Origin of the sequence: Rhodococcus sp. WB1, assembly GCF_001700945.1 — a bacterium.
Lineage (GTDB): Bacteria > Actinomycetota > Actinomycetes > Mycobacteriales > Mycobacteriaceae > Rhodococcus > Rhodococcus aetherivorans.
In genome coordinates, this window is the sequence record NZ_CP015529.1 from 480,802 (window position 1) to 499,749 (window position 18,948).

Consider the following 18,948-nt stretch of genomic DNA (forward strand, 5'->3'; position numbering starts at 1 on the left):
TCTACACCCGAAGGGTTTTCGCGTGAACTTCCTCCCCCCGACGCTGAGCGTCAATCTCCCCAATTTCGGCGACGTGCTGGCCCGCGACAACTTCGCCCACCTCGTGGACGTCGCGGTCCGGGCCGAGGAATGCGGCGTGGACCGCGTGAACGTCACCGACCATGTCGTGATGGGAGCCGACACCTCCGGTTACGCGTGGGGACCGTTCGCCACCGAACCCGATGCGATGTGGCTCGAACCCATGACCGTGCTCGCGGTGATCGCCGGCCGGACCCGCACGATTCGCCTCGGCACCGGCGTGATCATCGCGGCGCTGCGGGGCGCCGCCGTGCTCGCCAAGACCGCGGCCACCCTGGACCACATGTCGGGAGGGCGGCTCGACCTCGGGGTCGGAACAGGCTGGCAGGATAAGGAATACGAGGCCGCGGGACTGAGATTCGCCGATCGTGGCCCGCTGCTCGACGACACGCTCGCCGCCTGCCGGGCGCTGTGGGAGCACGCCCCGGCCTCGGTGCAGCGCCCGAGCGTGGCGTTCACCGACGTGTACTGTGCGCCGCGTCCCGGCGGCCGTCGCATCCCGGTCTGGGTCTCGGGGTCGTTGTCGAAGCCGGTGATCCGCCGGCTCGCCCGGTGGGGCGACGGGTGGATTCCCATCATGGGTGCCGGCCCGGACGAGCTGCGCCGGGGCCGCGATCTGCTCCGCGGCGCGCTCGAGCGGGACGGCCGCGATCCCGACGTCCTGCAGATCCGCGGACGGCTGCAGGTGGTCCACGACTCGGCCGGCGAGATCGCCGTGCCCGCGACGGCGCAGGCGGTGAAGGAGCTTCTCGCCGTGGGTGTCACCGACGTGATGGTGCCGCTGACCCTGGTGCATCCCGATCCGGACCGGGCCGCGGACCGGCTCGCGACGCTCGTCACGGTGCTGCGGGAGGCGGCCCTCTAGCGGCGGCGGGCCGCCCACGCGGTGCGGCTGCCACGGACCGTCAGGTCGCCGCGGTGCAGCAGACCGTCGGGGCTGTCGGGCGCCAGCAGAGCGTCGAGGGTCTCGAGATCGTCGGTGGCCAGCCGGCCGTCGAGCGCGGCGCGGATGCGGGACAGGTAGGCGTGTGCGTAGCGGGCCGCGCTCGGTGGTGCCGGCGCCGCCGCCACGGTGAAGCTGCGCTGGGCGGTGACCTCGAAACCGGCCCGCTCCAGGTGGGTCCGCCAGTCCGGGTGCGCGTTCCAGCCCGCGCGCGCCAGGGCCTCGTGGCAGCGCCGCTCCAGGCCCGGCCTGCCCCGCCCGACGTCGTCGGGCAGGAACCGGGGCAGCTCGTCCATCTCGACGACCACCAGCAGGCCACCGGGATTCAGTGCGGCGTGGAGGTCGCGCAGCACCCTGTCCGGGTCGGCGACCTCGTGCAGCGACGAGGCCGCCCACGCGACATCGACCGTACCGATCGAGGGCCAGGCGGCATCCAGGTCGGCGAGCACGACCCGGAGCCGCTCGGCCGTGCCGTGCTCGGCCGCGGCGGCGCGGACGCGTGCGAGCATCGACGCCGACCTGTCGACCGCGACGATCTCGGCGGCGGGGAAGCGGCGCCCGAGCGCCAGGCTGCCCGTGCCCGTTCCGGCGCCGACGTCGACGATCGTGCGCGGCCCCTGCGGGGCGTGCTGCTCGGCCCACGCGGTCACCTCGTCCAGGTACGAGCCCAGTACCTCCGCGTCCAGGTCCAGTAGTTCCGCCAGCCCGGGGTCGTGGTGTGCGTGCCGGCTGCCGGGGGGCTGATGATCGTGCGTCATGGCTGCCACGGTAGCGACTTCGATGCGTGAAGGGCATACCATCTTGCGTATGACGCAAGATCTCGATCTGGACGCCGTGATCCGCCGACGCATCCGCGGCCTGCGACTGGCCCGTGGCTGGTCGCTCGATTCGCTGGCGGCCCGCTGCCGGCTCAGCCCGTCGACGCTGAGCCGCATCGAGACCGGCAACCGCCGGATCGCTCTGGATCAACTGGTGCCGATTGCCCGGGCCCTGGGCACCACGCTCGATCAGCTCGTCGAATCCGCCGAGGACGAGGACGTGGTGATCCGGCCGCAGCCCGAGCACATGCCCGGGGTGACCACGTGGCTGCTGTCCCGGGAACGTGCCCTGCACGGCGTGACGGTGGCGAAGATGCGTATCACCCCCGACCGGTCCACCGGAACCGGTGCGGCGAAGGTGCATCCGGGCCGGGAGTGGTTCACCGTGCTCTCCGGCACGGCCCGATTGCAGCTGGGCGAGCGGACCGTGCTCGTGCGGACCGGCGAGGCCGCCGCGTTCTCGACGATGGTCCCGCACGTGATCGGTGCCCACGACGGTCCGGTGGAGATTCTCACGATCTTCGACCACGACGGAGAGCGTGCCCACCTCCACGGTGAGCACGGCACGTCGCGGCCGTGACGCCGGCGGCTACAGCGGTTTCAGAAAGTCGAAGAACCCGGGCGTGTGCACCTGCCGCAGCCGGGTGAGCGCGCGGTAGCTGATCAGCCACACGCCGTCGACCCTCCGGTACTCCTCGTGGTAGTGGCCCCAGCCGTGCAGGTGCTCCTCGACCGCTCCGTTCGTCCACCACAGTTGGTCCTCCATCGCCCAGATCCCGGTGGCCGTGGTGTCGGAGGTGAGCGTGATCTCGGGTGTGTGACCGTGGTGCGCGCTGGTGACCGGCGTGCCTCCGTCGAGCAGGTTCTCGATCGCGCGCCGCAGCGGTTCCCGGCCCACCACCCGGTTGGCGCGATCACCGGTCCGCGGCTGGGTGTCCTCGGGCAGGCCGCCCCACGTCTCGCTCACGACGTCCTCGGTGTGCAGCGTGGGATACAGGTCCCATTGCTTGGTGTCCATCACGCGAAGCCGCGCGGCGAAGAGCCGCTTGATCTCCTCGACGGCCAGCAGTTGTTCCGCGGCGGTCAGCGTCAGGGCCGGTTCCGTATGCGTCACAAGGGCTTTCCCTTCACTCGGTAGCGGATCGGAGCAGCCGCACCTCGCGGTCGGCGGTGAGGTCGACGACCAGTTCCCGGCGCGCGATGCGCCACCCGTCCGGCACTCGGCGGTACTCGTCCCGGTAGCGGACGGACACCGTGTAGTCCCGGTATCCGTCGCCGCTCGGGTACACGTGGTGCGCCTCGCAATACAGCTCGCCCCGGGCCCGGTCGCCGTCGAAGTCGATCACATGCTGGCCGAGGACGTGCCGGGTGGAGTGCAGGTGCGCGACCGCGGCGAGCACCCCCTCGGCGATCGGCCCTGCTCCGGTGAGCACCGGGTCGTGCCCGCGACGGACCAGTCCCGGCGGCTGCACGAACTCGGCGTCGTCGGCGAACAGCGAGCGCAGCACGGTCGGATCGCGCCGGTCGACGGCGCGGGCATACCGTGCGACGACGTCCGCGAGGGCGAGGCGGTCCTCGACGGGGCTGCTCATGCCGGCATTCTCCATCGCCCGCCGGCCGGCGCGCGTCCCTCGTCCCGCTGACCGGACGGCGCCGCGCCGGGGCGGGTGAAGCGCAGGACGGGGCAGGTGCCCGGATGGTCGGTGACGGTCACGACCAGGCCGGCGTTCTCGGTGACGGCGGGGAGCAGCGCGGCATACGTCGCGGCGAGGGCGTCGGCGAACGTGCGGCGGTGCGGTGTCACCGATCGCGCGGCGCCGGGACGCAGCACGGTCGCCGTCCCGGCGCCGGCGGGTGCGCGCTCGCCGGTGATCACCACGTGGTCGAACCGGTCGGCGGTGATCGCATCGTCGTGTTCGCCGACGCCGATCATCACCGCGATGTCCGTGGGGTCGAGCATGGACTCGGCGGCCTCGGAGAGGACACGCACGGTGCGCGGCAGGCCCTGCGCCGGCATCAGGACGGCACGGTGCCCGGTGCCGACCGCGCTGACCCACGGCCCCAGCAGCGAGAACAGGGGAGCGGTGCGGGTTCCGAGGATGGCCACCGTCCCGGCGTCGTGGTGGGGGCCGCAGTGCCACAGCGCTCCGGACGGTCCGGGGATCCGGTAGGTGGGACGGGCGGCGGTGCCCCAGCCTTCCAGGGACTCCCGGACGCGGTGCAGCGCCGTCAGGGAGGTGACGATGTCGTCCATGACCACGTGCGACGGCAGCACACCGTCGAAGTCCGCGTGGACCGCCTCGGTCAGCGGCTTGTGGTGCCGCACGAGCACGTCGATCATCGCGCGGACGGTCCGGACGCGGTGCGCGGGATCGGTGGCCGGCGCGGTCGCGGGCGCACGGCGCTGCCGATCGAGTACAGCGGAAAGCTGCTCGGGGAACGAGGATTCCATGGGGCCTCCTGTCGTCACCGCCGCGTACCCGCCCGTGCCGGGCGCTAGGTCAGCGACGCTTCGTGGATCTCGCGGTCGAATGCGGGCAGCGGTCCCCCGGCGCGCAGGGTGGTCGCCAGCGCCGGATCGGCCAGGTGCAGCCGGCCGACGGCGATCAGGTCGAACTCCCCGCTGCCGAGACGCCGTTCGAGCTCGGGGATGTTGTCGTCGACCGGTGCCGAGCCGCTGATCCGGCTCTCCCGCAGCGACTTGCCGATGCCGACGCTGCCGACGGCCATCGTCGTGACCCCGGTCAGCTGCTTCGCCCAGCCGGCGAGCGAGAGGTCGCTGCCCTCGAAGGCGGGCGTGTCGAAGCGCCGGATGCTCGCATCGAGGATGTCGACCCCGGCCTCGACGAGAGCACCGAGGATCACCTTCAGCTCGTCGGGCGTCTCGGCGATGCGGGCGGTGTAGTTCTGCTGCTTGTGCTGCGAGAAACGGAACACGATGGGCAGGTCGTCGCCGATCTCGGCGCGCACGGCCTCGACCACCGCAGCGGGAAACCGGGTGCGGCGCTCGAGGTCGCCGCCCCAGGCGTCGGTGCGGGTGTTGGTGCCCTCCCACAGGAACGAGTCCAGCAGGTAGCCGTGCCCGCCGTGCAGCGCGATCCCGTCGAAGCCGACCTCCGCCGCGGCGGCCGCCGCGCGCGCATAGGCGGAGATCACGTCGGCGATGTCCTGCTCGGTCATCGCCTCCGTCGGGCGCGACGCCCGCGCGACGTAGTCGGCGGAATACGAGGTGACCCCCGGGGTGCCCCAGCTGCCCGAGGGGCGCATGGGCTTCAGTGCGGGGTCCACGGCGCTCATCGCGCCCCACAGCGGCCCGACGTGCCACAACTGCGGGACGATCCGCCCGCCGGCTGCGTGCACCTCGTCCACGACCCGGCGCCAGCCCGCCAGCGCAGCCGCGCCGTGCATGCGGGGTACCCGCGGATTGTCCACGGCCGTCGGATGATCGACGGCCACCCCCTCGGTGACGATCAGGCCGGTCCCGCCCTCGGCCCGCCGGCGGTAGTAGGCGGCGACATCGTCGCCCGGCACGCCGTCGATCGAGTACGACCGCGTCATGGGTGACATGACGATGCGGTTCGCCAGTTCGAGCGAACGCACGCGGAGCGGGCGGAACAGCGGGGAGGAGGAAGCCATGCGGTCGAAAACCTCTCTCGGCAGGACGGTATGGAATCTCCCGCCTCTCGGCGGGACGGTCTGGAAGTGGCCCGCCGGCCGGGTACGACACCGGCCGGCGGGCCCGTGCGGCTCACATTCCCATGCGGTCCGGCCGGCGGCGACCCGGTGTCCCACTCAGTGCGATCGAGGAACGGGCCGGCGTCCCCGGCCGCGTCAGCGCAACTTGATGCTGCCGCCGTCGGCCATCAGCGTCTGGCCCGTCATGTACCTCGAATCGTCGGACGCGAGGAACACGACCACCGGGGCGATGTCCGTCTCGGGATCGCCGATCCGCTGCAAGGGCACCTTCGCCGCCGCGGCGGCCGCCCGGTCGGGGAACGCCTGCTGCCAGGCGAGCACACCTTCCGTGGCGGCGAACGGGCACACGACGTTGACGCGGATGCCGTCGGCCGCCCACTCGTTCGCGGCCACGCGGCTCACCGCCCGGATCGCCTCCTTCGCCGCCGCGTACGACGTCTGCGTCGGCATGCCGTCGAGGGCGGATCCGGAGCCGAAGTTGACGACGGACCCGCGGGCCTGCTTCAACTGCGGGTGGCAGGCCTGCATGAGGTGCACGGTGGGGTAGAAGCCCGTGCCGAACGACAGGTCGAACATCTCCGCGGTGTGCTCGAGCAGCGGGGCCTGGCGGGACGCGTGCGCGTTGTTGACCAGGACGTGGATGCCTCCGAACGCCGCCACGGCGGCGTCCCGGATCCGCTCCGCGCTCTCGCGCCGGGAGATGTCGGCCTGCAGGAACTTCGCCTCGCCGCCGGAGTCGACGAGTTCGGTCTCGAGGGCGTGGCCGCGGTCGTCGTCGACGTCGACGAACAGCACGCGCGCGCCCTCGCGGACGAACACCCGGGTGACGGCGCGCCCGATCCCGCCCGCGCCGCCGGTCACGACGGCGGTTTTTCCGCTCAGTTTCACGACCGTGTCCTTCCGCTCAGGCGCCGACGGTCTCACCGGTGGCCAGCGCGACCTTCTCCAGTTCGGCCACACTGTAGGCCGAGTACGTCTCGTACGGTCCGCGACCGGAGAAGTAGGACGACAGCTGTCCGCCGAGTTCCTCGACGGTGAACGCGGAACCGGCGGCGTCGAAACGGTGCTCGACCTTGGGTGCTTCCATGAGCGCGACCATCTTGCCGTACACGACGAAGACCTGGCCGTTGACCTCGTCGGAGGCGGGGGAGGCGAGGTACCGGACCAGGGTGGCCACTCGCTCGGGCGCGAGCGGGTCCAGGCCCGACGCACCGGTGTTGTTCTCGCCGAACGCGTCCGCCGTCATGGCCGTGCGGGCGCGGGGGCAGATGGCATTGGCTCGCACCCCGTACCGCGACAGGCCCTGGGCGGTCGAGAGGGTCAGGGCCGTGATGCCGGCCTTGGCGGCCGAGTAGTTGGGCTGCCCGGCCGAGCCGAACAGGAACGCCTCGGAGGAGGTGTTGATGACGCGGCCGTAGACCGGGCCGTTTGCGTCCTTCGAAGCCTGCCGCCAGTGCACGGCCGCGGCGCGCGACGTCGCAGCGTGGCCCTTGAGGTGTACCCGGATCACGTCGTCCCAGTCCGACTCGGACAGGTTGAAGATCATCTTGTCGCGCAGGATGCCGGCGTTGTTGACCAGGATGTCCATCGAGCCGAACTCGGTGACCGCGGTGCGGACGAGTTCCTCGCCGAGTGCCCAGTCCGAGACGTCGCCGGTGACGGCGACGGCGCGGCCTCCGACGGCGCGGATCTCGTCGACGACGTCGTGGGCGGCGGCACCCATGTCGTTGACGACGACGGCGGCCCCGGCGTCGGCGAGGGCGAGGGCTTCGGCACGGCCGAGGCCGGCGCCTGCTCCGGTGACGACGGCGGCGCGGCCGTCGAGGGTCAGGTTCTGGGTCATGGTGGGCTCCTTGTGTCCGTGCGGGTATGCAGAACGATGACTGAAAACTAGTATTCATTCTATTGCTTGCACAAGGGTGTTCTCGGACCGCGGTCCCTCGGGTGGGAGGCGGTCCTCGAATCCTGCAGCCAGGCTGGTGGCCTGGCTCCTCGTTCGTCGCTATCCGGCCGTTGATCCAGGAATAGGAATATGTTCTACTGAATCTGCTGTGATCCGCGGCACACACGCGACGATCGTGTGGGCGTGCGCGTCCTCGCCCACCCACGAACTCCGGAAGGACCCGCGATGTCTCTGAACCTGGCCGACCTCACCGAGGCCGTCGTCGATGCGATACCCGACCGGACGGCCCTGAGCTGCGGGGACGAGTCCCGGACGTACGCCGAGTTCGACGCCCGCGCCAACCGGGTCGCGCATTACCTCGCGGCCGTCGGAGTGACCGCAGGTGATCATGTGGGCCTGCACATGCGCAACAGCCTCGAATTCCTCGAGGTCATGTTGGGCTGTTTGAAGATTCGCGCAGTACCCGTGAACATCAACTTCCGCTACGTGGGTGCCGAGCTCGTGCACCTCTACACCGATGCGGACCTCGTGGCACTCGTGCTCGACGACGAGTTCGCCGACGTCGCGGCGCAGGCCGTGCCGCACACCTCACGGCTGCGGCACATCGTCGTCGTCGGAAGCGCGGAGACGGCGGCGCTCGAACAGGCTGCGGCAGGTGCGGGTGCGACCGTGGTGCGGTATGCGGAGGCGGCGGAGAGCGCCTCGGCGGAGAGGGATTTCGGTGAGCGCAGCGGCGACGACCGGTACATCCTCTACACCGGCGGCACGACGGGCATGCCCAAGGGTGTGATGTGGCGGCACGAGGACTTCTACTTCGCGGCGCTGGCCGGCGGCAACCCGTACGGCGAACCGCACCGCAGCCCTGCCGATCTCGCCGCGGCCGCCGCGGCAAACGAGCACCCGATGTCCTATCTCGTCACGGCACCGCTCATGCACGGGGCTGCGATGTATTCGGTGCTGATGGGGTTGTTCACGGGTGCGAAGCAGGTGCTGATGCGGTCGTTCGAGCCGGTGGAGGCGCTACGCCTGATCGAACGGCACCGGATCGCGATCGTGATGGTGGTCGGCGACGCCATCAGCCGGCCGCTGGCCGACGCGGTGGCCGCACGCGGCAAGGAGTTCGACCTGAGTTCGCTGCTGGTCATCGGTTCCGGCGGGGCGCTGTGGTCGGCGAGTGTGCGCGCGCAACTGGCGGAGCTGCTGCCGAACGTCTACCTGCGCAACTCGTTCGGCTCGTCGGAGGCAGGCGCGACCGGCACCCTCGACGTCGGTTCGGACGGCCGTGCCCGGATCTCCCCGTCGCCGACGCTACGGGTGGTCGATACGGATCTGGCCGAGGTCGAGCCCGGCTCGGAGACCATCGGCTACCTCGCGCGCATCGGCCACGTCCCCCTCGGCTACTACAACGACCCGGACAAGTCCGCGGCGACGTTCCCCGAGCGCGACGGCGTGCGCATGTGCCTGCTCGGCGACCTGGCCACCGTGGAGCCGGACGGCTCGATCGTGGTACTCGGCCGCGGCTCGGCGTGCATCAACACCGGCGGCGAGAAGGTCTACGCGGAGGAGGTCGAGGAGGCCGTCAAGAGCCATCCAGCCGTCCTCGATGCGGTGGTGGCTGGAGTGCCGGATCCGCTACTGGGAGAACGGGTCTCGGTGGCCGTCCAGTTCCGTCCCGGTGTGGAAGCGCCCTCGGTCACGGAACTGGCCGATCACTGCCGGACCCTGATCGCCGGGTACAAGATCCCGAAGACGATCGTGTCGGTTCCCGAGGTGATGCGCTCACCGGCGGGGAAGGCGGACTATCGGTGGGCCAAGGCGACGCTCGAGAACGCGACCGTCGACGCCTGACGCCGTCGGACACGGGAGCGGCCGGCCCCACATCCGGGGCCGGCCGTTCCCGGTCTTCGGGGCACGTCAGCGGCCGGCTCGGGCGAGCAGCTCGCGCGCTTCGTCGCGGCCGTCGAGGACCCGTGCGGTGCGCTTGCGGATCCGCCACCGACCGTCGTTCTTGACGAGTTCGAAGCGGTTGGCCGTTACGCGCCAGACGCGGAAGCCGTTCTCGTCGTGCCGCAGCAGCTGCGAATGGCAGGTGGCCACGGCAGTGTCACCCTCGACCCGGATGTGCACAGGGTCGAGGAGGTGTCCGCATCCTTCGTGGATGTAGTCCTGGTGCGGCCGCGTGCGCACCATCTCCATGATCTCCTCGCGGCCGTTCATGGTGCGCATGTCGACGTCGTAGACGGCGTCCTCGGTCCACAATTCGCCCACCGCGGCGGCGTCACCGGCATCGACGGCCGGGCCGTAGGCGGTGACGATCTCCTGGACGGCGATCTTGTCCTCGAGGAGCTGGACGCGGGCGAGGAGGGACTGGACGAGCTGTGCGGTGTCGGTCATCGGGTCTCCTGTTCGGACGGTTCGGCCGGGGCGAAGTCCAGCCCCAGGTCGGTGCCGAGTGCCCGCAGGCACTCGAGTTGTTCGCAGTAGTGTTCGACGCCGGTCGCGGCGACGGTCGCCCCCACGACGGTGGCGCCGGCCTCGCGACGGCGTTCCAGGGACCGGACGGTGCGCTCGCGCGCGCCCAGCGGGTCGAGGGGCGCCCCGGTGTCGAGGACGACGTCGAAGCCCGCCGGGAGGTCCACCCGGCCCAGCATCGCGGTCAGGTCGGGCAGGGGCAGACCGAACGGCACCCAGCCGTCGCCGTGGGAGACGGCGCGGCGCAGCGAGCGCAGCGTGCGGCCCCCGATCCACAGCGGGACGCGGGGTTGGACGGCGTGCGGCTCCACGAGCAGGTTCTGGAATTCGTAATAGGACCCGTGGTACTCCGGCAGGCGTCGGGACAACGCGGCGCGCAACGCGGCCAGGGCGTCGTCGGCGCGGGCGCCCCGGTCGTCGAACGGGGCGCCGAGGAGGTCGAACTCCTCGCGCAGGCTGCCCACCCCGAGGCCGAGCGTCAGCCGGCCGCCGCTGAGGACGTCGAGGGTGCCGTAGCGTTTGGCGATCTCGAGCGGGTGGTGGTAACCCAGGACGAGCACCTGGGTGGCGAGCCGGATGCGGTGCGTCCGGGCGGCGAGATAGCTCAGGGTGGCGAGCGGGTCCCAGTAGGTGCCTCCGCGGGTGTCCGCGATGTCCACCGGCACGGCGACGTGCTCACTGCAGGTCAGATGGTGGAAGCCGAGCCGGTCGGCGGTCCGGGCCACCCGGACGAGGTCGTCGACGCCGGCGGCGCGTTCCCATGGTGAGTGCACGCCGGGGTGCTGGACCACGACGGGGCTGACGATTCCGATGCGCATGCGAGCCTCTCCGCTGCCGGGACTGGGAGGGTGTCGGTCCGTTGTACCGGACGGCATCGCTCCGTCGCGGCCGACGTTCCGATGAGCGGGATCCGGGTCGATCGCGGACGCGAGGCGCGTCAGGGTCGCAGGTGGGAGATTCGCGCCGCCGATCACTACTGGTGGCGAGAGTGAGCTGATACACTTTCAGAATTCATTTCAGTTTTCCCGCTTCCACCCCGGGAGCAGATGTATCGGGAGGCCGCAGATGGCAGTCGTCGAAGCAACGGAACCGACAGCTACCTCCGCCCCGCGGCGCGACGTGCCGCCGTCGATGGTCGAACGGATGACACTCATCCTCGACGCGTTCGAGGGCCGGTCCTCGCGGCTGACGCTGGAGGAGGTGGCGTGCCGCACCCGGCTGCCCCGCTCGACCGTGCACCGCATCCTCGATCAGCTCGTGAAGCTGAACTGGGTCGATCACGCATCCTTCGGCTACTGCCTCGGCCGGCGGGCGCTCGGTCTCGGCGGCGGGGACGGTGGCCACGGGGAGATCCGGGCGTCGGCGGCGCCGCTCCTGCACGAGCTGCACATGCAGACCGGCATGGTGGTCCACCTCGCCGTCCTCGACGGCGCCGAGAGCGTCTACCTCGACAAGGTCGGCGGCCGCTTCGCCGCGGCGCTGCCCTCGCGGGTCGGCGGCCGGGCATCGGCGTATACCACTGCCGGCGGCAAGGCGATGCTCGCGTGGCTCGAGCCCGAACGCGTGGACGACCTGTACGAGCGGCGCCTGGCCCGCCGCACCGAGCACACCATCGGTGACCTTGCGACCCTGCACCAGGAACTCAGCCGGATCCGGCAGCGGCGCGGTCTGTCGTTCGAGCGCAGCGAGTCCGTACGCGGCGTTGCCTGCGTCGCCGTCGCGGTGCGCGGGCACGACGGTCCGGTCGCCGCGATCTCGCTGTGTGGCGACGCCCGCACCGCGCAGCTCGAGCGGGTCGCGCCCCTCGTGGTGGATGCCGCCCGGGAGGTCTCCCGCAGCCTCTACCCGGAACTCGGCGCCCCGCGCCGGGGCCGCAGGGCACCCGAACCGCCCGAGAGCACGTGGTCCCCGGACGCGATGGACCGGTTGCTGTCGGTCCAGAGCGGGCAGTGGCTCTAGCGACCAGCGGCGCCAGCGGTCACCAGCTCTGATCGAGACCGCGGCCTGGGCACCGCCGACAGCGGTTCGTCGGCGCGTCCTGCGCCGCCCCCGGCGGACTGCACCCAGACCGTCGGCGCGCGTGATCCGGCGCCCAACATGTAGAGGATCGGCTGCGGCCGCCGGCGGAACAGCCGATACGGTATGCCGCGGTCCGCGGCACTCCCAGTCGACTTCTGTCCGTGCCGGTGCACTCGAATTCGGTTTCGGACGGGCGGGTGTCATTGCCGCGGATCGGTGACACCTGCTGGTTCGACGCCTCAGTTCCGCACCGCATCCGATCGGTCGCAACCGAGCCCTCCGAGGCGCTCGTGGTGACCAACGATGTTCCCGTGCAACAGCGGGACAACGAGGGCATGGCGAGCGGGCGGTCGACCCGACCGAGGATGCGATCGCCGAGGCCGTGTCGGCCGAGCACCACAGGCGCATGGCCGCCGTGCTCGACGACTTCACTGCCGCCGCTGCACCGGTGTTCGAGCGGATGGCCCGGCTGGGACACATCAGGATCTGCGCAACGACCTGGATTCCAGCCAAGTGGCCTTCGTGACGGCGGCTGCCATCCGCGGGGTGGAGGAGGTGTGACCACCGACCACTGAATTCACCAGGCACACAGCGGTCTTCACCGGTTTACTACCGACACCGCCGGATCAGGGCGCATGAAGTGCCGACGGGAGTACCCGGAGCAACCCCCGCGCCGAGCGGATGTCGGATGCTCTCCTCGCGCGGCGCCAGTCCGTGCCTGCTTCTCGGGCGCGCGGTACCCAGCTCGCGCGCGTTCCGTGCGGCGCTCGGCCCGGCTGCCACCGCGAGTGCTCGTGCGGGGTCCGGGCTGCAATCCGCTGCAACGTTGAGTGGGCTCGCCCCCTCTCCCTACATTCGTGGCCTGGGTTACACGGCGTGAGACGAGAACCGTCCCGAAGTCTCGTCACGCTCGGGGCCTGAACCTGTGCGGCCGGCCCTCAGACAGAAAGTAGAGGAGAGCAATGGCGCTGAACAAGAGTGCATTACTGAGCGCGTATCGGAAGATGTCGGAGATCCGCGAATTCGAGGACCGGTTGCACGAGGAGAACGCGACCGGCGACATCCCGGGGTTCATCCACCTGTACTCGGGGCAGGAAGCGATCGCAGTCGGTGTGTGCGAGAACCTGAACGACACCGACTACATCGGCTCCACCCACCGCGGGCACGGCCACTGCATTGCCAAGGGGTGTGACCTCGACGGGATGATGGCCGAAATCTTCGGCAAGAACGACGGATTGTGCCACGGCAAGGGCGGATCGATGCACATCGCCGACCTGTCGGTCGGCATGCTCGGCGCGAACGCGATCGTCGGCGGTGCCCCGTCGCTGGCGATCGGCGCTGCGCTGAGCGCCAAGACCCTGGGGAACGGCGGTGTCGCGGCCTCGTTCACCGGCGACGGCGGATCCAATCAGGGCACCGTGTTCGAGGCCATGAACATGGCGGTCGTGCTCGAGTTGCCGATCGTCTTCGTCATCGAGAACAACGGATTCGGTGAGGCCACCGGCCGCGACTACGCGGTCGGCACACCGAGTATCGCTGGGCGGGCCGCGTCGTTCGGGATGCCCGCCACCACCGTCGACGGTACCGACTTCTTCGAGGTCCACGAGGCAGCGCGCGAGGCGGTCGAACGAGCCCGCAGGGGAGGCGGTCCCTCCACCATCGAGGCGGTGGCACACCGCTGGCACGGCCACTTCGAGGGCGACGCCCAGCTGTACCGCACCGCGGACCAGGTCGCCGAACTCCGCAGGACCCAGGATCCGCTGGTGAAGTTCCGCGCGAAGGTCGACGGCAAGAAGGTCACCGCGAAGGAACTCGATGCGATCGACGCCGAGGCTCGTGAACGGGTCGACGTCGCCGTCACGAAGGCGCGAGCTGCCGAGTACCCGCCGCTGACGAACCTGCTGACCGACGTCTACGTGTCGTACTGAGAGAGAGAACGAAAATGACCACGTCGAAGACGACATATCGCGAAGCGATCAAGGCCGCACTCGCACAGGAGATGCAGCGGGACGCGACGGTCGTGCAGATCGGTGAGGACCTGCGCGGTGGTCACGCCGGCACCAATCCGGAACTCGAGTCCGGGAAGGTGGAGGCGTTCGGCGGTGTGCTGGGGGTGACGAAGGGTCTGTGGACCGAGTTCGGTTCCGACCGTGTCATCGACACCCCGATCACCGAGTCCGCGATCATCGGCATGGCAGCCGGCGCTGCTCTGACCGGGCTGCGGCCGGTGGCCGAGTTGATGTTCATGGACTTCTTCGGAGTCTGCTACGACGCGCTCTACAACCAGGCGGCGAAGTTCCGGTACATGTTCGGCGGCAAGGCCCGTACCCCGCTGGTGGTGCGGGGCATGATCGGCGCCGGATTCTCCGCCGCCGCTCAGCACTCGCAGTCACCGTACAACGTGTTCGCCGCCGTTCCCGGCCTCAAGGTCGTCGCCCCGTCGAACGCCTACGACGCCAAAGGCCTGCTGATCCAGTCGATTCGCGACGACGATCCGGTCGTGTTCTGCGAACACAAGACACTCTACGACGTTAAGGGCGAGGTTCCGGACGAGCCGTACACGATCCCGTTCGGTGTCGCCAACTACACCCGTGAAGGCACGGACGTCACGATCATCGCGCTGTCGGCGATGGTGAACGCCGCCAACGCCGCCGCGGACAAGCTGGCCGCCGAGGGGATCTCCGTCGAGGTCGTCGACCCCCGCACGGTGTCGCCGCTCGACGAGGAGGGCATCCTCGAATCCGTGGCGTCCACCGGCCGGGTAGTGATCGCCGACGAGTCCGCGGCGCGCTGCGGGTTCGGTCACGACGTCGCCGCGCTGATCGCGACGCGTGCTTTCGGGTCACTGAAGGCGCCGATCGAACTGGTCACCCCGCCGCACACTCCGGTGCCGTTCTCCCCGGTCCTCGAGCAGGCGTGGCTGCCGAACGCGGCTCGGATCGAGGCCGCCGTCCGCAAGGTTGTGAGTGCCTGACATGAGTGAGATCAAATTGATCGAAGTTCCGAAGTGGGGCCTGTCCATGGAGGAAGGCACCGTGGCGGAGTGGCTGGTCGAGGAGGGAGCGTCCTTTTCGAAGGGCGACCTGATCTGCGAGATCGAGACCAGCAAGATCGCCAACCAGTTGGAGGCGCCGTTCGACGGGGTGCTCCGACGGGTCGTCGCCAAGCCGGGGGAGACGTTGCCGGTCGGTGCGGTGCTGGCGGTGTCGGCCGAGGCTGCAGTCTCCGACGCCGAAATCGAGGAATTCCTCGCCGGCATCGGGGCGGATCAGGTGCCGACCCCGGCCGAGTCCGGGCGCTCACCGGCCGGACAGCCCGCCCCCGCGCAGCCGGATCTCGAGAGCAGCCCGCCGGCGCCGGCGGCCCACGAATCGGTACCGGTGACCGGGGCGACCACCGGGTCCCGTCAGCGGCCCGGTGCGATGATCGTTCCCGATGCCCTGCGAGGACGGACGAACGGTGACGTGTTCGCGACCCCGCACGCCCACCGCTTGGCGGACGAGTTGTCGATCGACCTGGCCCGTGTGACGGGGACCGGCCGGGACGGCCGGATCTCCGTTGCCGACATCCACGACACGATCCGGGCGGCCGGTGGAACCGTCGCACAACCGCCGTCGCCGACGCGGTCAGGTATACCGGGACGTTCCTTCGAGGACGACAGCACCGTCCCGGCCACCCCCGTGGCCCGACGTCTGGCCGCATCCCTCGGGATCAACCTGCACGACTGCCGGGCCACCGGGTCACGCGGCCGGGTGTGTGAGGCCGACGTCCGCGAGGCCGAGTGCCGGTTCCGGCTGCAACCGGAAGTCGTCGCAGCGCCCGAACCCGTCGCGGAGGCGGAGTTCGAGACGATTCCGTTCACCGCGATGCGCAAGGCGATCGGGCAGCGGTTGCAGGAGTCGAAACGCAGCGCCCCGCACTTCCGGCTCACCGCGGACCTGCAGATCGACGATCTTCTGGCCTTGCGGGCAAAGATCAATGCAACCGTTCCGGCCGTCAAGCTGTCGGTCAACGATTTCGTCGTCAAGGCGTGTGCCGCGGCGCTGCGGAAGGTGCCCGATGTCAACGTTCAGTTCGACGAGGCGACACAGTCGGTGCTGCGCTATGCAAGTGCCGACATCTCGGTGGCTGTCGCACTGCCGTCGGGTCTGATCACCCCGATCGTGCGCGGCGCCGACGGCAAGACTCTCGCCGAGATTTCCGGGGAGGTGCAGTCACTGGTGACCAAGGCCAAGACCGGGAAACTGGCGGTCGACGAGTTCCAGGGCGGCACCTTCACGGTGTCCAATCTCGGCATGTTCGGTGTGCGGGAATTCGACGCGATCATCAACCCACCGCAGGGCGCCATCCTCGCGGTCGGTGCCGCACAGGAGCGTCCCGTCGTTGTCGACGGTCAGGTCGTTGCGCGCACGATGCTCACCGTCACGCTCTCGTGCGACCACCGGGTGATCGACGGCGCGCTCGGCGCGACCTTCCTGCGAGAACTCCGGCGTTTCGTCGAGTCACCCGCGCTGATGCTGGTCTGAGAGGTACACCATGACAGAGAAATACGACGTCCTCGTCGTCGGCAGCGGGCCGGGTGGCTATGTCGCCGCAATCCGTGCCGCGCAGCACGGTCTGCGCACCGCCGTCGTCGAGCGGGACCGGCTCGGCGGGATCTGCCTGAACTGGGGGTGCATCCCTACCAAAGCGTTGCTGCACGGTGCCGATGTCGCCCACACGCTGGCGAACCTTCGGCCGCTCGGGTTCAGTGCGAGTGGTGTGGAATTCGACATGGCACGCCTCGTCGAGTTCAGCCGGTCGGTGTCGGGGCGACTGTCCGACGGCATCGGCTACCTGATGAAGAAGAACGGCATCGACGTCGTCCGGGGGTCGGCGCGGCTGCTCGACAAGGGAGTCGTCGCAGTGACGGCCGCGGACGAGTCGGTGTCCGAGTATCGGGCCGACCACGTCATCCTGGCCACCGGAGCCCGGCCGCGTTCGGTTCCCGGTGTCGTGCCTGACGGCGACCGGGTCTGGACATACTTCGATGCTCTGGTCCCGTCGGAGCTGCCGAAGTCATTGCTGGTCATCGGATCCGGTGCCATCGGCGTCGAATTCGCGAGTCTGTACAACGATCTCGGGACTGACGTCACCCTCGTCGAATTGGCCCCGCAGATCATGCCGGTCGAGGATGCTGCCGTCGCAGGCCATGTACGGCGGCAGTTCGAGAAGCGAGGCATCGGGATTCACACCGGCGCCTCGGTGTCCGAACTGACGGTCGGCACGGATGCCGTCACCGTGGCCGTCCGGTCGGCCGACGGAACGATCGATGAAGCGACCGTGGACAGAGTTCTCGTTGCGGCCGGAATCCAGGGCAACGTCGAGGGTCTCGGCCTCGAGGAACTCGGTGTCGAAGTCGATCGCGGATTCGTCACCACCGACCAGTGGTGTCGCACTACCGCATTCGGCGTGTACGCGATCGGTGACGTGGCGGGCGCACCCTGCCTCGCCCACAAGGCCAGCCACGAAGCCGTGCTGTGTGTGGACAGGCTCGCCGGTGCGGATCACGTCCGGCCGTTGGACCGCGACTACGTTCCGGGCTGTACCTACGCGAGGCCGCAGGTCGCCAGCCTCGGTCTCACCGAAGAACGAGCGCGTGCGACCGGCCGTCGCCTGCAGATCGGGCAGTTCGATCTGCAGGCGTCCGGAAAGGCGCGCGCGATCGGCGAAGCCGACGGCTTCGTGAAGACGATCTTCGACGCCGACAGCGGCGAACTCCTCGGTGCCCACATGGTCGGCCCGGATGTCACCGAGCAGATTCAGGGATTCGGCATCGCTCGATCCCTGGAGGCGACCGCCGACGATCTCGCCGAGGTCGTCTTCGCGCACCCGACACTATCGGAGGCGATGCACGAATCGGTTCTGGCCGCACTGGGCCGTCCGATCAACATGTAGCAAGTCCCGCCGAACCGCGGACCCGGGTGGGACCGTGGTTCGGCGGGAACTCACGCCCAGGAATCGAACAAAACGTGAATCCCATACCTGGAACATCACCCGAGGGGCCGGTTCCGTCGGGCCGCAGATTGCTTCGACTGGAGGTCCGCAATGCGCAAACCCCCATCGAACGCAAGCCGAACTGGATCAAGACCCGCGTCAAGACGAGTCCTGCGTACGCCGAACTCGAGAGCCTGGTCGAACGCGAAGGACTGCACACGGTGTGTGCGGAAGCCGGCTGCCCCAACATCTTCGAATGCTGGGAAGACCGCGAAGCCACGTTCCTGATCGGCGGTCGGCAGTGCACGCGCCGCTGCGACTTCTGCCAGATCGACACCGGCAAACCCACCGACCTCGACCGGGACGAGCCCCGCCGCGTCGCCGAGTCCGTGCACGCGATGGGACTTCGGTACTCCACCATCACCGGGGTTGCCCGCGACGACCTGCCCGACGGCGGCGCCTGGCTCTACGCCGAAACCGTCCGACAGATCCACGCCCTCAACCCCGGGACCGGCGTCGAGAATCTCGTCCCCGACTTCAGCGGAAGGCCCGACCTGCTGGCTGAGGTGTTCGACTCCCGGCCCGAGGTGCTCGCCCACAACCTCGAGACCGTGCCGCGGATCTTCAAGCAGATCCGCCCCGCGTTTCGCTACGAACGCTCGCTCGGTGTGCTCGCCGCGGCCCGCGACTTCGGCCTGATCACCAAGTCGAACCTGATCCTCGGTATGGGGGAGACCCCACAGGAAGTGCAGCAGGCGATGATCGACCTGCACGATGCCGGCTGCGACATCCTCACCATCACCCAGTATCTGCGTCCCTCGCCGCGGCACCACCCGGTAGAGCGGTGGGTCGAGCCGGAAGAATTCGTCGAGTACTCGAAGGCCGCCGAGGAGGTCGGTTTCGCCGGCGTCCTGGCGGGGCCGCTCGTGCGTTCCTCGTACCGCGCCGGCCGCCTCTACGCCGACGCCATGGCTCACCACCGCCGTGAACTCGCGGCTCCCCTCAGCCATCTCGCCGAAGCGCACCCGTCAGGAGATTGACCA

At 69.7% G+C, this 18,948-nt stretch carries 18 protein-coding genes; 9 read left to right on the top strand and 9 right to left on the bottom strand.

The window, feature by feature from the left end:
• Nucleotides 1-22 precede the first annotated feature (22 nt).
• Nucleotides 23-943: a TIGR03619 family F420-dependent LLM class oxidoreductase gene (locus tag A4U64_RS02285; RefSeq protein ID WP_006931597.1), complete on the top strand. Its 921-nt coding sequence runs from the start codon at nt 23-25 to the stop codon at nt 941-943.
• Here the strand turns inward: A4U64_RS02285 and A4U64_RS02290 are convergent.
• The gene (locus tag A4U64_RS02290; protein WP_037201157.1) at nt 940-1,779 is read right to left on the bottom strand and encodes a class I SAM-dependent methyltransferase; all 840 of its coding nucleotides are present in this window, start codon (nt 1,777-1,779) and stop codon (nt 940-942) included. The genes A4U64_RS02285 and A4U64_RS02290 overlap by 4 nt on opposite strands.
• A gap of 49 nt (nt 1,780-1,828) precedes the next feature.
• Between A4U64_RS02290 and A4U64_RS02295 the strand changes: the two genes are divergently transcribed.
• On the top strand, nt 1,829-2,419 hold the full coding sequence (locus A4U64_RS02295) for a helix-turn-helix domain-containing protein (protein WP_044475628.1): 591 nt from the start codon (nt 1,829-1,831) through the stop codon (nt 2,417-2,419).
• 9 nt (nt 2,420-2,428) lie between these two features.
• On the opposite strand, the gene A4U64_RS02300 is transcribed toward A4U64_RS02295, so the two are convergent.
• From A4U64_RS02300 to A4U64_RS02325, 6 genes are all read right to left on the bottom strand, one after another.
• A complete protein-coding gene (locus tag A4U64_RS02300) occupies nt 2,429-2,953 on the bottom strand; it encodes a nuclear transport factor 2 family protein (protein ID WP_006931593.1) in 525 nt (174 codons plus the stop codon).
• A 13-nt stretch (nt 2,954-2,966) separates the two neighbouring features.
• Complete coding sequence (locus tag A4U64_RS02305; RefSeq protein ID WP_006931591.1) at nt 2,967-3,431, bottom strand: nuclear transport factor 2 family protein; 465 nt, start codon at nt 3,429-3,431, stop codon at nt 2,967-2,969.
• Nucleotides 3,428-4,291 carry a coniferyl-aldehyde dehydrogenase gene (locus A4U64_RS02310; RefSeq protein ID WP_029545984.1) on the bottom strand — a complete coding sequence of 288 codons (864 nt, stop codon included), beginning with the start codon at nt 4,289-4,291 and terminating at the stop codon, nt 3,428-3,430. The genes A4U64_RS02305 and A4U64_RS02310 overlap by 4 nt, the downstream gene beginning before the upstream one ends.
• Before the next feature lie 44 nt (nt 4,292-4,335).
• Nucleotides 4,336-5,475, bottom strand: a complete 1,140-nt coding sequence (locus A4U64_RS02315) for an oxidoreductase (RefSeq protein WP_006931588.1) — start codon at nt 5,473-5,475, stop codon at nt 4,336-4,338.
• A 195-nt stretch (nt 5,476-5,670) separates the two neighbouring features.
• Nucleotides 5,671-6,423 (bottom strand): SDR family NAD(P)-dependent oxidoreductase, encoded by a 753-nt coding sequence (locus A4U64_RS02320; RefSeq protein ID WP_006944197.1) that lies wholly within the window; start codon nt 6,421-6,423, stop codon nt 5,671-5,673.
• A 16-nt stretch (nt 6,424-6,439) separates the two neighbouring features.
• Complete coding sequence (locus A4U64_RS02325) at nt 6,440-7,378, bottom strand: 3-oxoacyl-ACP reductase (protein ID WP_006944199.1); 939 nt, start codon at nt 7,376-7,378, stop codon at nt 6,440-6,442.
• Between the two features lie 285 nt (nt 7,379-7,663).
• On the opposite strand from A4U64_RS02325, the gene A4U64_RS02330 reads away from it, so the two are divergent.
• Nucleotides 7,664-9,286 carry an acyl-CoA synthetase gene (locus A4U64_RS02330; RefSeq protein ID WP_006944202.1) on the top strand — a complete coding sequence of 541 codons (1,623 nt, stop codon included), beginning with the start codon at nt 7,664-7,666 and terminating at the stop codon, nt 9,284-9,286.
• A 66-nt stretch (nt 9,287-9,352) separates the two neighbouring features.
• Here A4U64_RS02330 and A4U64_RS02335 read toward each other — a convergent pair whose 3' ends face one another.
• Nucleotides 9,353-9,832 carry a nuclear transport factor 2 family protein gene (locus A4U64_RS02335; RefSeq protein WP_029545981.1) on the bottom strand — a complete coding sequence of 160 codons (480 nt, stop codon included), beginning with the start codon at nt 9,830-9,832 and terminating at the stop codon, nt 9,353-9,355.
• On the bottom strand, nt 9,829-10,728 hold the full coding sequence (locus tag A4U64_RS02340) for a TIGR03619 family F420-dependent LLM class oxidoreductase (protein WP_006944207.1): 900 nt from the start codon (nt 10,726-10,728) through the stop codon (nt 9,829-9,831). Before A4U64_RS02340 ends, A4U64_RS02335 begins: the two co-directional genes overlap by 4 nt.
• Before the next feature lie 247 nt (nt 10,729-10,975).
• Here A4U64_RS02340 and A4U64_RS02345 point away from each other — a divergent pair, with 247 nt between their 5' ends.
• From A4U64_RS02345 to lipA, 6 genes are all read left to right on the top strand, one after another.
• Nucleotides 10,976-11,869: an IclR family transcriptional regulator gene (locus A4U64_RS02345; RefSeq protein WP_006944211.1), complete on the top strand. Its 894-nt coding sequence runs from the start codon at nt 10,976-10,978 to the stop codon at nt 11,867-11,869.
• A gap of 1,022 nt (nt 11,870-12,891) precedes the next feature.
• Complete coding sequence (locus tag A4U64_RS02350; RefSeq protein ID WP_006944220.1) at nt 12,892-13,857, top strand: thiamine pyrophosphate-dependent dehydrogenase E1 component subunit alpha; 966 nt, start codon at nt 12,892-12,894, stop codon at nt 13,855-13,857.
• Nucleotides 13,858-13,871: 14 nt separating this feature from the next.
• Nucleotides 13,872-14,903: an alpha-ketoacid dehydrogenase subunit beta gene (locus A4U64_RS02355; RefSeq protein WP_006944221.1), complete on the top strand. Its 1,032-nt coding sequence runs from the start codon at nt 13,872-13,874 to the stop codon at nt 14,901-14,903.
• Between the two features lies 1 nt (nt 14,904).
• On the top strand, nt 14,905-16,455 hold the full coding sequence (locus A4U64_RS02360) for a 2-oxo acid dehydrogenase subunit E2 (RefSeq protein WP_044476366.1): 1,551 nt from the start codon (nt 14,905-14,907) through the stop codon (nt 16,453-16,455).
• 10 nt (nt 16,456-16,465) lie between these two features.
• Nucleotides 16,466-17,866, top strand: a complete 1,401-nt coding sequence (gene lpdA, locus A4U64_RS02365; RefSeq protein WP_006944224.1) for a dihydrolipoyl dehydrogenase — start codon at nt 16,466-16,468, stop codon at nt 17,864-17,866.
• A 74-nt stretch (nt 17,867-17,940) separates the two neighbouring features.
• A complete protein-coding gene (lipA, locus tag A4U64_RS02370; RefSeq protein WP_044476367.1) occupies nt 17,941-18,945 on the top strand; it encodes a lipoyl synthase in 1,005 nt (334 codons plus the stop codon).
• Nucleotides 18,946-18,948 lie beyond the last annotated feature (3 nt).